Below are 15,011 nucleotides of genomic sequence, written 5' to 3'. Positions count from 1 at the left end.
CTGCCGCCAGCTACATGGCCGGGACGGTCAGTACCCGCTGGTGAGCCGTACGCCGGGGCCGATCGAGCGTGGGATGCCGACGTTGTCGACCAGGTTGCCGGTCGACGCGATGGACATCCCGTTGCCCTCGCCCCTCCTGAACAGCAGGCCGGTCTCCTGCCTGGTGCCATGGCCGAGGATGGTGTTGCCCGTCACGGCGGCGTGTCCTTTGCCGTAGTTCACATCGTCGAGGGCGAGGAAGACGAAGCGGGCGTCCTGTTGTGTTGTCCTCGACTGGGTCATGTTGCCGAACTTGTGGATCCGGTTGTTGGAGATCGTGGTGCCGGCTTCGCCCTGGAGGTCGCAGCGGATGCCGTAATAAGTCTGCCTCGCGGCGGCCTTGGTGCCGAAGTCCTCGATGTAGTTGTTGCGGATGGAGGTGCCGAAGCAGCGGTGGGCGTCGATGGCGTGCTTCGGCGTCGCGTACAGGTGCAGGTCGCTGAACGTCCATCCGGCCGAGTTCTCCGCGTCGACGCCGCTCTCGCCGCTGAAACCGATCCACGAGCGCTGGAACGTCCAGTCGGTCACCGCATTGCCGGGGTCGACCACCTTGAGGCCGGAGCCGCCCGCCCGCTCGATGTAGACGTCGCTGATCACGCTGTTGACCATGGTGTTGCGGAGCCGGGTGCCGTTCTTGGACGGGTTGCTGACGCGGATGCCGTCGCTGGGCGTGCCGAGGATGTCCACGTCATAGATCCGGCTGTCCCACGAGCGCAGCATCAGGCCCACGGTGCCGGTGTTGTGCTCGCGGTTGCCGTCCAGTGTCAGGCGCTCGATGCGTACGGGGTCGGAGCTGTACGCCTGGTCGGTGACCCAGGACTCCGAGGCCAGCATGGCGGGCAGGTTCGCGCCGTCGGCCTGCTTGATCACCGTTCCGGCCTTGGCGTCGCCCCGGTACGTCCGGCGGCCACGCAGGGTGATGGTCCTGTTGATCAGGCACGGGCCCTTGAACACGACCTCGTCGCCCTCCCTGGAGGCGTCGATGGCGGCCTGGATGCTCCTTGCATCGGTGGCCGTGTTGGCGCAGGTGGCGTTCACCCTCGCGGCTATGGCCGGGGCCGGGGCCAGCGGCTGGATCACCACCGCGCTGCCGGAGGCGGCCAGCGTCAGGGCGATGGCCCCCGCGGTCTGGCGTGAGCATGGTTGAGGCACGTGCAATCCCCTTCCGGGCATTCCGGAAATGACCTGAGGACCGCGGCGTGTGAACGTCCCCCGACGCCCCTGCGGTCTCCGGTGCCGAGCCTCATGGAAGGATCCCGATCCGCTCGGGAGAACTCCCCAGACCTGCCCGAAATTTGGTGCCTACCGGGACCGTTCCAGGCGGTGGCGGCCGTGCCTGCCGTAGGTATGAGTAGATGAAGGCGGGTGTGACTCGAGGCGCGGCACTGCGGCGGGCCGGCGGGCCGGTCAACCTGCTCACGATCTCGCGAGAAGGCCGCTCACCTCCCGGGTGAACACCTCGACGTTGTCGATCATGATGTTGTGGCCGGCGTCCGGGACGGCGATCAGCCGTACCCCGGCGGTCACCAGCTCGGCCGCCCCGATGGCTGGCTCCGGGAAACCTTGGCCGCGCTGGGTGCTTAGAACTCCTAACAGAATGATCAGCGGGTGAGGCGGCGCGAGCAGTGGTCGCGGCGGCGAGGGTCATGAAGGCCTCGTGGATGTCGTCTCGGATCTCCCAGTGGATGCGCAGGCCCTGAGTTGGCTCAATTAGTGCGCAGCGGGATCGCTGTGCACACAGTCGAGTGCTTGGTGCAGGTCGCCTGAGAGAAGGTCGGCGGCGGTAATGATGTGGTTCCGGCCTGACACTCGATCTGTGCGAACTCAGCGGCTCGGACAGCTGAGGCGGTCACCTGGGCCGGCGCGGAGAACGTCATCCGGCCTCTTGCTGGCGGTAATAGCGCGCAACGGCATGGAAAGACTCTTTGGGTTCCCAGCCAACGTCGGGATACGTCGTGCCGTGCTGGCCCCGACGGAGGGCGCGGACGATACTGAGTGCCGTGGCGTCGAGGTCGTGGCACGGGTCCTCACTGTAGGGCGCGAGCGGGAAGCTGAAGCTCATGACGAACGCCCGGTCGACGCCGACATGGTCGAGCAGCTGGAGCTGGTCGATGAGGAGCCTGGCCTGAGCCTGTTCATCTCGGTGGTGTACCGTTCGCACCCGCGGCCGGATGAGCTGCCTCAGGACTGGTACATGCATTCCCAGCAGGGACAATGGTGCCGCGTTGAAGGTGCTGAGGAATTCGGGGTCGTCGGCGTTCCGGCAGGCCGCGAACCCGAGTTCAGTGATGGCGACAGGCTTCCCTGTGGCATGGAGCCGGCTGATCTTGGCCAGGTACTGGTCGGTGGTGGAGGCTTGCTGGCGGTAATAATTGACGCCGACAACGTCGAAATGGTCCCAGTCGACTCGCTCGAACGGCAGAGCGCTGTAGCTGACCGGGCCGCTGTAGACGCGACGTACCGAGGCTTCCGCCTCCGCCAGGAATGCGCGTAGCGTGTCCTGCCGGGACAGCACAACTTCGCGGAGGCGTGGTGAACGACTGCGCTGCGCATGGCTGCGGCCTGGCACGATGCCGCGCATAAGCAGGGTGAGCTCGTTGCCGATGCTGAAGGTCAGACGGTCCGGCCGGCGTCGGAACAGCGGCTCAGCCGCGGCGGCGACCTCGGTGATGTAGCGCAGCGTGTGCTGCGGCGTGGCGTTCCACAACTCGGGGCCAAGCCACACGTTGAGGCCGATGGATGTCGCGTAGTCGGCGGCCGCCAGCAGGCGGCGGGGGGCACGGCCGCCCAGTCGCACGGCGTTGGCGTGCAGGTCGGTCCGGATGATGTCCAGTTCCCGGCGCATCAGAGCCTGTGTGTAGTCGGGCCGCCAGTTGATGGACAGCGAGCCCATCGAACGTCCGACGTCGTAGACCACCCCGCGCTGTCGAATCATCGGTGCGGCCCGTCCTGACCGGCCGCGGCCATCTTCTGGATCGCCTGGCGAGTCACCCCCAGTTCTCTGGCTAGATCGGCTTGCGAGAAGCCCTCGGCTAGCAATGCGTCGATCAGCCGGCGGCGCTGCCGGGACAGCTCCCGCGCCGCGTGGGCGTGCTCGATCGCTGCTGCGCGGACCTGCTTTAGCTCGGCGAGGAGTGCAGCGTGAGCCGCCGATTCGATGTGCTTGATCACGAGTCCATAATGACAACCAAGGGTTGTCATGACAACCAAGGGTTGTCATATGCGACATCGGGCCGCCTTATGGCCTCGTGTTAGTGCGTATATTTATCCGCCACAAGCCACGAACCTGCAGGTCACAGTGACGCGCCAGTGGAAAATCCTTGATCGTGAACCAAGTCGGGTAACAGAATGATCAGCGGGTGAGGCGGCGTCAGCAGATGATCACGACTGCCAAGGTCATGAAGGCTTCGTGGATGCCGTCACGGACCTCCCGGCGGATCCGCAGCCTGCGGAACCAGTGCAGCAGCGCCAGGGTGAGTTCGATGACTCATCGATGCACGCCCAGCCCAGAGCCGTGTGGAGTGTTGCGGCGGCCGATGACGGGCTTGATGCCGATCCGCCAGACCAGGCGACGGCACTTGTCATGGTCGCACCCGCGGTCGGCGTACAGCAGGTTGGGGCGCGAGCGGGAGCCCGCCGCCGTCGGCGATGACATGGTGTTTCGAGCCCGGTTTAGCGCGGTCGACCGGGCTCGGTCCGGTTTTGGGCCGCCTTTGAGCGCCCTGACGTGCAAGCTGTCGATCACCGCCTTGGACCAGTCCAACTGGCCGGCCGCATGCAGTTCGACCAGGAGGAGTTGGTGTAATCGGTCCCACACTCCGGCCTGATGCCAGTCCCGCAGCCGACGCCAGCAGGTCACTACAACGACCATCATCGCCGTGAGGATGCGGCCAACTTCATTCTGTTAGCACCTCTTAGAGCGGCGAGCATGTGCCGCAGCCATCCGGCGGCATACTTGAGCGCCTGGCTGAACGCGCATGCTGGGCGAGCCAGCCGCGAAGGGGCTCGCGCCCTACGCGCCCAGCACACGTGCCTGACGATGGCCGGGCGCGGGTGGTCAGCGGGACGAGGAGGGGGCGAGGCGGACGGTCGCCGAGTTCCGGGTGATCGACAGCACTCGTACGGACAGCGCACCGACCGAGCCGTTGCCGCCCGCGCTCAGCTGCGTGGACGAAGAGACGCCGGGCCCCGTCCCCTCGGCCTTTACCGTGGCGCCGATGCGCGCGATCGACAGCGTGGTGAAGCCAAGGGTGCTGGAGACGGGGAAGCTCACCGGCTTGGTGATGGTGATCTTGCATTTACCGTCAAAGCACTCGCTGACGTCGTCGTCCGTCTTCGCCACCACGGTCGCGGCCGAAGCCGGAGCCGCGGCGACGGGCGCGCCGGAGACGACGACAGTGGCGGCGGCGAGCGCCAGGCAGGTTGTGGCCATCCGATGCATGTTGTCCCTTTCGATGGTCTTCGCGAGGTCAAGCGACCCGATGTGACTGATCAGCTACCAAGGGTAGTGACGCGAAGAACGCCGAGACGCGGAAGACACGCAGCTGGAGTGCCAGCGTGGTGCAATAGCCGTCGGGTCAGCGTGGGGCGAGGCGGACGGTCGCCGACTTCTGGGTGACCGACACCCTCACGGACAGGTTGTTGATCGTCCCCCGGCCGCCCGAGCCGAGCACCACGGTCGAGGAGACGCCGGGCCCCGTACCCTGCACCTTCACCATTCCGGAACCGACTCGCGCGATGGACAGCCGGGTGAAGCCGTACCGGCTGGAGATGCGGAATTTCACCGCCTTGGTGATCGTGATCTTGCACTTCCCGTCGAAGCACGCGCGTACGTTCGGCGGCTTCGCGGCCGCGGTCGCGGCCGGAGCGGCGGCCGATGCTGGAGCGGCGAAGATGGGGACGGCGGTAATGGCGGCGAAAGCGAGTGTCAGGCAGGTTGTGGCCGTTCGATGCATGTTGTCCCTTTCGTTGATCTCAACATACGGCTCGGACGGCTCAACGGCCTAGACGCGGAAGACACGCAGTTGGAGTGCCAGGGTGGTGTAGTAGCCGACCAGCGTGGTCAGCTCGAACACCACGCGCTCCCCCAGCCGCGCGTACTCCGCGTCGTCAAGGTCGGCCCGTGCCACCAGCGCCCTGGTGACGCCGAGCACCGCGGCCTCCTCCGGATCCGGCAGGTCCAGCGGCGCGCCGGTGCGCAGTGCCGCGAGTTCGTCGTCGGTCAGGCCGAGCCCGCGCCCGATCTCCTCGTGTACGCGCTGCTCGAAGGCGCTGTCGCAGTGGCCGGCCACGACCAGGATCGCGATCTCCCTGGCGCGGGCGCTCAGCATGGAGCGGTAACGGATCACCGCGCCGAGCTCCTGCAGCGCGTCGCCCACCGGCGGGCTGAGCAGCATCGCGTTGAACGGGCCGATCAGTCCGCCCTCGTCGTCGAGCATCGAGGTGCCGCGCGGGCCCGCGATGATCTTCTCGTAGAGGGCCAGTGCGTCGGTGTCGAGGTGGGCGGGTGGCTTGGACGGCAGGCGTTTCACGCCAGCGATGTTAGCCAGACGGTCGTGTCGGACGGCAGGGCGCCGTCCTCCAGGGGTCCGCTGGTCAGCAGCACCCGGCCCGGCGGCAGCGGTACGGGAGCCGTGCCGAGGTTGGACACGCAGGTCAGGCCGGACTCCCGGGTGAAGGCCAGGACGTCCGGTCCCATCGTGAGCCACGTGAGCGTGCCGTCGCCGAGGAGGTCGCGGCGGTGGGCGAGCGCGGTGCGGTAGAGGTTGAGCATCGAGCCGAGGTCGGCCGACTGGGCCTCGGCCGTGACCTTGCGCCAGCTCTCGGGCTGCGGCAGCCAGGTGGGGGCCTCACCAGAGCCGAAGCCGAACGGCGGCTCGTCGCCCGCCCACGGGAGCGGCACCCGGCAGCCGTCCCGGCCCCGGTTGGTGCCGCCCGAGCGGTGGTACATGGGGTCCTGGCGCTGCTCGTCGGGCAGATCCTCGACCTCCGGCAGGCCGAGCTCCTCGCCCTGGTAGACGTACACGCTGCCGGGCAGCGCCATGGCCAGCAGGGCCGCCGCCCTGGCCCGGCGGTGGCCGAGCTCCGGGTCGGAAGGCATGCCGTGCAGGCGCCCGCCGTGCGCGAACGTCGTGTCCGCCCGGCCGTACCTGGTCACCGGGCGGGTGACGTCGTGGTTGGACAGGACCCAGGTCGGCGGGGCGCCGACCGGCGCGTGCGTGGTCAGCGTGAGGTCGATGACCCGGCGCAGTTCGGCGGGCTCCCATGGGCAGGCCAGGAAGTCGAAGTTGAAGGCGGTGTGCAGCTCGTCGGGACGCAGGTAGCGGGTGAAGCGTTCCTGGTCGGGCAGCCACACCTCGCCGATCAGCACCCGGTCGCCGTACTCGTCGGCGACCTCGCGCCAGCGCCGGTAGACCTCGTGCACCTCGTCGAGGTCCTCGTACGAGGTGTCCGACTTGAACAGCAGGGCCGCCGAGTCGATCCGGAAGCCGTCGACGCCGCGCTCGAACCAGAAGCGCAGCACGTCCTCGAACTCGCGGTGGACCGCCGGATTGTCCCAGTTGAAGTCCGGCTGTTCTGGGGCGAAGAGGTGCAGGTACCACTGCCCGTCGGCGACCTGTGTCCAGGCGGGCCCGCCGAAGATCGACTGCCAGTCGTTCGGCTCGTCGCGGAACCAGAACCGGTCCCTGGCGCCGCGGTCGGTCAGCGCCTCCTGGAACCAGGCGCTCGCCGTGGAGCTGTGGTTCGGCACCACGTCGATGATGACCTTGATGTCGAGCTCGTGCGCCTCATGGATGAACGTCTCCGCCTCGGCCAGCGTGCCGAACACCGGCTCGATGCCCCGGTAGTCGGCCACGTCGTAGCCGCCGTCGGCCATCGGCGACGGGTACCACGGATTCAGCCAGATGGCGTCGATGCCGAGATCCTTCAGGTACGGCAGGCGTGAGCGCAGCCCGGCGAGGTCGCCGATGCCGTCACCGTTGCCGTCGGCGAAGCTGCGCAGGTAGACCTGGTAGATCGCGGCCCCCCGCCACCACGTTTGCGACATGCGCTATCCCTTAATGCTCCCGGCGGTGAGGCCCGCCATGATGTGCCGTTGGAAGATGAAGAAAACGATGATCATCGGGATACTGGAGATGACCAGGCCGCCCATGATCTGGTTCTGGCTCACCGCGCCGGCGGTCTGCGACAGGCCGACGCTGACCGTCATGTTCTCGCTGTCGGTCATGACCAGCAGCGGGAGCAGGAAGTCCTTGAAGGCGGTGACGATGGTGAAGATGGAGACCACGCCGAGGATCGGCCTGGAGATCGGCAGGATCACCGACCACAGGACCCGCAGCGGTCCGGCGCCGTCGATCTGGGCCGCCTCGACCAGTTCCCGTGGGATGGAGTCGAAGAAGCGCTTGAGCAGGAAGATGTTGAAGCCGTTGGCCGCCGCGGGGAACCACAGGCCCCAGGCGTTGTTCAGCAGGTGCAGGTCGACGATCGTGACGTACAGCGGGATGATCACCACCATCGGCGGGATCATCAACGTGGCCAGCATCGCGCCCAGCACCACGTTCCCGAACATCGGCCGGAGCTTCGACAGCGCGTACGCCGCCGCGACGTCCACGGCCATGGAGAACAGCCAGGCGCCCAGCGCGTAGAACGCGGTGTTCTTCAGCAGTACGCCGATGTCGAACAGGTCCCACGCCTCGATGAAGGCGTCGAACGTGGGGTGGGCGGGGAACAGGGTCGGCGGCATCTGGGCGATCTCCTCGCCCGTCTTCATGGCGCCGGTGATCATCCAGTAGAGCGGGAAGACGAAGACCAGGGTGGAGCCGGTCACGACCGCGATCAGGACGGTCCAGTAGATGCGCCGTCCCCACCTGCTGTTGAGCTGATGAGGCGAGACAATGGTCCGGAATTGAACCTCGATGCGCTTCGGCGCTCTCTTCTCCCGCCGCCTCCCGGTAGTCGACGCCCGGGCACCGACGGAGATCATGCTTTGTCCTCCCGAGTCAGCCGGAGCTGGAAGGCCGCGAAGGCGAGGAGCACGATCATCAGCATCATGCCGAGCGCGCCGCCCGCGCCGTAGTCCTGGAGCGTGAACGCGAACTGGTACATCTGGAAGGCGACGGTCATCGTGGCGTCCTCCGGGCCGCCGCCGGTGAGCATGTACGGCTCGATGAACACCTGCATGGTGGCCACGACCTGCAGCATCAGCATGAGCAGCAGGATCAGCCGGGTCTGCGGGATGGTGACGTGCCTGATCCGCTTGAAGATGCCGGCCCCGTCGAGCTCGGCCGCCTCGTACAGCTCGGGCGGGATGTTCTGCAGCGCGGCCAGGTAGATCAGGGTCGCGCTGCCCATGTTCATCCAGGTCGCGACGATGACCAGGGAGATCAGCGCGGTCGAGGAGGAGTCGAGCCAGGCCAGCGCCGGCAGGTGGAAGAAGTCGAGCAGCTGGTTGAACAGCCCGGGCCCGGGATCGAAGAACCACCTGAACAGCAGCACCGCGACGATCGGCGGCAGCATGACCGGCAGGTAGACCACGAACCGCAGGTAGGCCCGGGCGTGGCGCAACTCGTTGAGCACCAGCGCCATGACGAACGGCACGGCGTAGCCGCAGAGCAGGGCGAGTGCCGTGAACTCCACGGTGTTCAGCCACGCCTTGCCGAACGCCGGGTTCTGGACGACGGTCAGGAAGTTGTCCAGTCCCACCCAGGTGGGCGGGTTGACCAGGGTGGTCTTCTGGAAGCTGAGGACGAACTCCCTGATCATCGGGTACCACGCGAACACCGCGAAGCACGCCAGCGCCGCGCACAGGAACCCGTAGGCCGTCAGATTGCGCCTGAGGACACGCATTCAGGTCAGCCCTTGGTCGCCAGCATCGAGTTGGCCTTGGTCTCGGCGTCGGAGAGCAGGCTGTCGATGTTGGCGTCCTGGCGGCTCAGCACGCCCGACATGGCCACGTCGAGGATGGCGTACAGCTCCTGGGCGTGCACCGGCTCGGCCTTCGGCGGGATGGTGGCGGCGGCGTCCACGTACGGCTGGTAGTTCGCGACCGGCAGCGTGGCGTTCGCCGTGCGGTCCTGCTTGATCGCCTTGCCGGTGGCCGAGTCGCCGTAGACGTCGTTGTCGGGTACGCCGACGGGGTTGCCGAGCGTCTTGCCGCGGGCGAAGTCGAACCGGCCCTTGCCCGCGGTGTTGAAGCGGAAGTCGACCCACTCCAGTCCGGCCTTGGCCTCGGCGGGGGTGGCCTTCGGGTTGATCATGTACGCCTCGCCGCCGCTCAGCGATGCCTTGGCCTCGGGGAAACCGGTGATGCCGTAGTCGGCGACGCTGCCCTTGAACTTGTTGACGACGTCGGTGACCACGTCGGGCGCGCCGAGCATCATGCCGACCTTGCCGCTGCCCATCGCCATCATCAGCGACTCCCAGCCGACCAGGAGCTTGTTGCCCATGCTGTTGTCGACCCAGCGCATGTCGTGCAGGTTCTGCAGCACGGCCTTGCCCTCGGGCGAGTTGAACGCGGCCTTCTTGCCGTCGTCGGTCACCATGCTGCCGCCCCGGCCGTAGATGGCCTGGGTGAAGTGCCAGCCGCCGGTGTTGCCGCCGGAGTATTCGCCGTAGCCGACATATCCGGCGCCGAGTCCGGCGATCTTCTTGGCCGCCTCGCGGACCTCGGCCCACGTCTTGGGCGGGGTGTTCGGGTCGAGCCCGGCCTTGGTGAACAGCGCGCGGTTGTAGACCAGGCCCACGCCGTAGTGCACGTTCGGCACGCCGTACACCTTGCCGTCCTTGGTGACCAGCTGCCTGACGTCGGGGCGCAGGTCGTTCCAGTTCTTGATCTCGCTGGTGTACGGGGTGATGTCCAGCGCCTGGCCCTGGCCGATCACGTCGTTGTAGTTCGTCACGGGCACCACGAAGACGGTCTCCATCTGGCCACCCGCCAGCTTGGGCCCGAACGTCTTGGGGTCGTAACACGGCTGCTGGTCCGTGCTCTTCACCGTCACGCCGGGGTGCGCCTTCATGAACGTGGCCACGTCGTCGTCCCAAGCCTGCCGCTCCTTGGGCGCGGACTTCGCCGGCTGGCAGGCCACCGTGATCGACACCGGGGCGGCTCCGCCCGCCGTCGACTTGGCGGGCTCGCCCGAACCACAGGCCGTGGCGGACAGGCCGAGAACGGTGACGACTAACAGTCCTGTGGATTTCTGCATGGGCTGACCCTTCTAATGCGAGGTGCCCACACCATAGGTTCGCCGACCGATCTCCGCAATATTACGACTGTGTATTGCAAGATAACGACTGGATCACAGTAGGTCGCGTTCAGCGACCTACTGCAGGCTGCGGGGTTCAGCGCCTACGCCTTGCGTGCAGTGGACGCGCGTACGACCAGCTCCGGCTCGAACAGCAGCTCGTCGGCGGGGACCACGGCCTTGTCGATCTGGGCGACCAGCAGGTCCACGGCGGCCCGGCCCATCGCGTCGATCGGCTGGCGGACCGTGGTCAGGGGCGGGTCGGTGCAGTTCATCAGCGCCGAGTCGTCGAAGCCGATGACCGACACGTCGGCCGGCACGGCCAGCCCGGCGCGCCGGGCGGCCCGGACGGTGCCGAGCGCGAGCAGGTCGCTGGCGCAGATCACGCCGCTCACGCCCCGCCTGACCAGCCTCGCGGCCGCCGCGTGCCCGCCCTCCAGCGAGAACATCGTGTGCTCGACCAGCTCGGGATCGCCCCCACCGGCGAGGAACGTCTCCAGCTTGCGCCGCGACGGCATGTGGTCCTTCGGCCCGAGCACCATGCCGACGCGCTCGTGACCGAGCGCCCGCAGGTGAGCCAGGGCCATCTCGGCGGCCACGATGTCGTCGCACGACACCTGGGGGAAGTCGAGATGGGCGACGGCCGCGTTGACCAGGACCGTGGGCAGCTTGCGCTCGTGCAGCAGCGCGTAATGGGCGTGCGAGGCGTCGGCCTGCGCGTAGTGGCCCCCGGCGAAGACCACACCGCTGACCTGCTGCTGGAGCAGCAGGTCGACGTAGTCGGCCTCGGAGACGCCGCCGACCGTCCTGGTGCAGAGCACCGAGGTGAAGCCCTGCTGGGCCAGCGCGCCGCCGACCACCTCGGCGAACGCGGGGAAGATGGGGTTCTGCAGCTCGGGCAGCACCAGGCCGACCAGCCGGGCCCGGTCGCCGCGCAGCTGGGTGGGGCGCTCGTAGCCGAGGACGTCGAGCGCGGTCAGCACGGCCTCGCGGGTCGCCTCGGACACGCCGGGCTTACCGTTGAGCACGCGGCTCACGGTCGCCTCGCTCACCCCGACCTTCTTGGCCACCTCTGCGAGTCGTCGTGTCATGCGCAAACTATAAGGCCGATCACGCAAGCACTTGCAACCGCTTACGTGGATCCGACGTACGCTGCTTGCGGCCGGTCGCCGCCGATATTCAGCGCTTCTAACGCTCTGACCAGCCGTCTCGGTGGGTAGAAGCCTGCACTTGTCAGTCAATTCTTTGCGAAATGTCGTCGAAATATTGCTGCTATCTGCTGGACATCTTATGGTTCGGCCATCGTCTTCCTCGAAGGGCCATCCCCCATGAGAGCTGTCCTAGCCGCCCTTGCGTTAGTCATCGGAGTCCTGGCCGCCCCCGCGTGGGCGGCCGACACCAACCTCTCCGCCGGCAAGACCGCCACCGCGAGCAGCTTCACCGACGTCTATCCCGCCCCCAACGTCACCGACGGCAACCAGGCGACCTACTGGGAGTCGGCCAACAACGCCTTCCCGCAGTGGGTGCAGGTGGACCTCGGCTCGGCCGCCACCGTGAACCAGCTGACGCTCAAGCTTCCGAGCGGCTGGCCCAGCCGTACGCAGACGCTCACCGTGCTGGGCAGCGCGAACGGGACCAGCTTCAGCACCATCAAGGACGCGGCCACCTACACCTTCAACCCCACGGCGACGATCCCCGTCAGCGCCTCGGCCACGCGCTACGTACGCCTCCAGATCACCGCGAACAGCGCCTGGCCCGCCGGTCAGCTCTCCGAGTTCGAGGTGTACGGCCAGGCAGGCGGCCAAGATCCCGGTGACGCGACGAACCTGGCGACCGGCAAGCCGATCACCGAGTCGTCGCATACCCACACCTACGTCGCGGCCAACGCCAACGACGGCAACGTCCAGACGTACTGGGAAGGCGCCGCCTACCCCGGCACGCTGACCGTGCAGCTCGGCGCGAACGCCGACCTCACCTCCATCGTGCTCAAGCTCAACCCCGACCCCGCCTGGGCCAGGCGTACGCAGACCATCCAGGTGCTCGGCCGCGAGCAGAGCGCCGGCGGCCTGTCGAGCCTGGTGGCGCAGGCCGTCTACACCTTCGACCCGGCCACCGGGAACTCCGTGACGATCCCGGTGACTGCCAAGGTCGCGGACGTGCAGCTCAAGATCACCGCGAACTCGGGGGCGCCCGGCGGACAGATCGCCGAGTTCCAGGTCTTCGGCACCCCGTCGACCAACCCCGACCTCACGGTCAGCGGGCTGACCGCGTCGCCGGCCTCTCCGGTCGAGACCGACGCGGTCACGTTGTCGGCCACCGTGAAGAACGCCGGCACCGCCCCCTCCGCCGCGACCTCCGTCAACTTCTACCTGGGCAGCGTCAAGGCGGGCACCGCGAACGTGGGCGCCCTGGCCGCCGGGGCCTCGGCCACCGTGTCGAGCGCCATCGGCGCGCGGGACGCGGGCACCTACCAGGTGAGCGCCAAGGTCGACGAGGACGGCAAGGTCGTCGAGCTGAACGAGGGCAACAACACGGCCACCGCCTCACTGACCGTGAAGCCCGTCGACACCGCCGACCTGATCGCGGCGCCGGTGGCCTGGACACCGGGCAATCCCGGCCAGGGCGACACCGTGACGTTCTCGGTGGGGATCAAGAACCAGGGCACCATCGCCTCCAGCGGCGGCTCCCACGGCATCACGCTGACCGTCTCCGACGAGTCCGGCACCGTCGTCAAGACGCTGACCGGCGCCACCAGCGGCGCGATCGCACCGGGCGCCACCGCCGGACCGGCCGGGCTCGGCACCTGGACCGCCGCCAACGGCAAGTACACGGTCAAGGTGGTGCTGGCCGACGACGCCAACGAACTGCCGGTCAAGCGGGCCAACAACACCAGCACGCAACAGCTGTTCGTCGGGCGCGGCGCGCACATGCCGTACGACACCTATGAGGCCGAGGACGCGGCCATCGGCGGCGGCGCCACCCGGATCGGCCCGAACAGGACCGTCGGCGACCTGGCCGGCGAGGCGTCCGGCCGCCGGGCGGTGACACTGGGGACGAACGGCTCCTACGTCGAGTTCACCACCAGGGCGGCCACGAACACGCTGGTCACCCGGTTCTCCATCCCGGACGCGGCGGGCGGCGGCGGGAACAGCTCGACGCTGAACGTCTACGTCGACGGCACCTTCCTCAAGACGATCGACCTGACCTCCCGCTACGCCTGGCTCTACGGCCCCGAGTCGAGCCCCGGCAACTCCCCCGGCTCCGGGGCGCCGAGGCACATCTACGACGAGGCCAACCTGCTGCTCGGCACCACGGTCCAGGCGGGACACAAGATCAAGCTGCAGAAGGACGCGGCCAACGGCTCGGCGTACACGATCGACTTCGTCGACCTGGAGCAGGTGACGCAGATCCCGAACCCGGACCCGGCGCACTATGCCGTACCGGCCGGTTTCACCCACCAGGACGTGCAGAACGCGCTCGACAAGGCGCGCCAGGACAGCACGCTCGTCGGCGTCTACCTGCCTGCCGGCGACTACCAGACGGCCAGTAAGTTCCAGGTGTACGGCAAGGCGGTCAAGGTCGTCGGGGCCGGGCCGTGGTTCACCAGGTTCCTCTCACCGGCGGGCCAGGAGAACACCGACACCGGCTTCCGCGCGGATGCCACGGCCAACGGGTCGACGTTCGCGAACTTCGCCTCCTTCGGCAACTACACCTCGCGCAACGACGGACCCGGCAAGGTCTTCGACCTGGCCAATGTGGCGAACATGGTGATCGACAACATCTGGGTGGAGCACCAGATGTGCCTGCTCTGGGGCACCAACACCGACAACATGACGATCAAGAACTCGCGCATCCGCGACACGTTCGCGGACGGCGTCAACATGACCAACGGCAGCACCGGCAACCTGGTCACGAACATCGAGGCCCGCTCGACGGGCGACGACAGCTTCGCGCTGTTCTCGGCCATCGACATCAACAACGGCGAGCAGCGGGACAACGTCTTCGAGAACCTGACCTCGCTGCTCACCTGGCGGGCGGCTGGTGTGGCGGTCTACGGCGGGTACGCCAACACGTTCCGGAACATCTACGTCGCCGACACGCTGGTCTACTCGGGCGTCACGATCAGCTCGCTGGACTTCGGCATCCAGATGCTCGGCTTCGGGGCCAGCCCGCCCACGAGCTTCGAGAACATCTCGCTGGTCAGGGCCGGCGGCCACTTCTGGGGGCAGCAGACCTTCCCGGCGATGTGGGTGTTCTCCGCTTCCAAGGTGTTCCAGGGGATCAGGGTCAGCAACCTGGACATCGTCGATCCGACCTACCACGGGATCATGTTCCAGACGAACTACGTGGGCAACCAGCCGCAGAACCCGGTCAAGGACACGATCTTCACGAATGTGTCGATCAGTGGGGCTCAGAAGAGTGGTGATGCCTTCGACGCCAAGTCCGGCTTCGGGGTCTGGGCCAACGAGCTGCCTGAGCCGGATCAGGGGCCGGCTGTGGGGGCTGTGACGTTCAACAATCTGCGGTTCGGTAACAACGCGCAGAACATCAAGAACACGACGTCTACCTTCACGATCACGGTCAACCCCTGACAACCCGGGGGTCCGCCACGCGACCGTCTCGATCCGTGTGACGGTCGCGTGGTGGCTGGGGTCCCTTGGGAGATACCCCCTTCGGGGGAGCGGGAGAAAACGGCCCGCTGTGACGAAGTCCCCAAGGACGGACACCCCC

12 protein-coding genes and 1 pseudogene are annotated in these 15,011 nt (G+C 67.5%); 1 reads left to right on the top strand and 12 read right to left on the bottom strand.

Annotated features, from left to right (window positions below; translation table 11 throughout):
• Positions 1-27 precede the first annotated feature (27 nt).
• From AB0B64_RS15440 to AB0B64_RS15385, 12 genes and pseudogenes are all read right to left on the bottom strand, one after another.
• Positions 28-1,191, bottom strand: coding sequence for a hypothetical protein (locus AB0B64_RS15440; RefSeq protein WP_357942420.1), 1,164 nt, complete (start codon positions 1,189-1,191; stop codon positions 28-30).
• Positions 1,192-1,912: 721 nt separating this feature from the next.
• Entirely contained in the window at positions 1,913-2,956 is a 1,044-nt protein-coding gene (locus tag AB0B64_RS15435; RefSeq protein WP_358177881.1) for a hypothetical protein, read from the bottom strand.
• 14 nt (positions 2,957-2,970) lie between these two features.
• Positions 2,971-3,210, bottom strand: coding sequence for a TrfB-related DNA-binding protein (locus AB0B64_RS15430; RefSeq protein ID WP_357942416.1), 240 nt, complete (start codon positions 3,208-3,210; stop codon positions 2,971-2,973).
• A gap of 256 nt (positions 3,211-3,466) precedes the next feature.
• Positions 3,467-3,871, bottom strand: a pseudogene (locus tag AB0B64_RS15425) (IS5/IS1182 family transposase); the annotation flags it as partial.
• A 225-nt stretch (positions 3,872-4,096) separates the two neighbouring features.
• A complete protein-coding gene (locus AB0B64_RS15420; RefSeq protein ID WP_358177879.1) occupies positions 4,097-4,471 on the bottom strand; it encodes a hypothetical protein in 375 nt (124 codons plus the stop codon).
• A 145-nt stretch (positions 4,472-4,616) separates the two neighbouring features.
• Positions 4,617-4,994, bottom strand: coding sequence for a hypothetical protein (locus AB0B64_RS15415; RefSeq protein ID WP_357942412.1), 378 nt, complete (start codon positions 4,992-4,994; stop codon positions 4,617-4,619).
• 48 nt (positions 4,995-5,042) lie between these two features.
• On the bottom strand, positions 5,043-5,570 hold the full coding sequence (locus AB0B64_RS15410) for a carboxymuconolactone decarboxylase family protein (protein WP_358177876.1): 528 nt from the start codon (positions 5,568-5,570) through the stop codon (positions 5,043-5,045).
• Entirely contained in the window at positions 5,567-7,087 is a 1,521-nt protein-coding gene (locus AB0B64_RS15405; protein WP_357942408.1) for a glycoside hydrolase family 13 protein, read from the bottom strand. The genes AB0B64_RS15410 and AB0B64_RS15405 overlap by 4 nt, the downstream gene beginning before the upstream one ends.
• Positions 7,088-7,090: 3 nt before the next feature.
• Positions 7,091-8,023 (bottom strand): carbohydrate ABC transporter permease, encoded by a 933-nt coding sequence (locus tag AB0B64_RS15400; protein ID WP_358177873.1) that lies wholly within the window; start codon positions 8,021-8,023, stop codon positions 7,091-7,093.
• Positions 8,020-8,886, bottom strand: a complete 867-nt coding sequence (locus AB0B64_RS15395; protein ID WP_358177871.1) for a sugar ABC transporter permease — start codon at positions 8,884-8,886, stop codon at positions 8,020-8,022. Before AB0B64_RS15395 ends, AB0B64_RS15400 begins: the two co-directional genes overlap by 4 nt.
• 5 nt (positions 8,887-8,891) lie before the next feature.
• The gene (locus tag AB0B64_RS15390; protein WP_357942402.1) at positions 8,892-10,241 is read right to left on the bottom strand and encodes an extracellular solute-binding protein; all 1,350 of its coding nucleotides are present in this window, start codon (positions 10,239-10,241) and stop codon (positions 8,892-8,894) included.
• A gap of 143 nt (positions 10,242-10,384) precedes the next feature.
• On the bottom strand, positions 10,385-11,371 hold the full coding sequence (locus tag AB0B64_RS15385; protein WP_357942400.1) for a LacI family DNA-binding transcriptional regulator: 987 nt from the start codon (positions 11,369-11,371) through the stop codon (positions 10,385-10,387).
• A gap of 237 nt (positions 11,372-11,608) precedes the next feature.
• Here AB0B64_RS15385 and AB0B64_RS15380 point away from each other — a divergent pair, with 237 nt between their 5' ends.
• Positions 11,609-14,872: a discoidin domain-containing protein gene (locus AB0B64_RS15380; protein ID WP_358177868.1), complete on the top strand. Its 3,264-nt coding sequence runs from the start codon at positions 11,609-11,611 to the stop codon at positions 14,870-14,872.
• Positions 14,873-15,011 lie beyond the last annotated feature (139 nt).

The organism is Nonomuraea sp. NPDC049129 (assembly GCF_040648495.1).
Lineage (GTDB): Bacteria > Actinomycetota > Actinomycetes > Streptosporangiales > Streptosporangiaceae > Nonomuraea.
The sequence above is the reverse complement of the archived record's forward strand: the minus strand, read 5'-3'. Positions and strand labels throughout refer to the sequence as shown.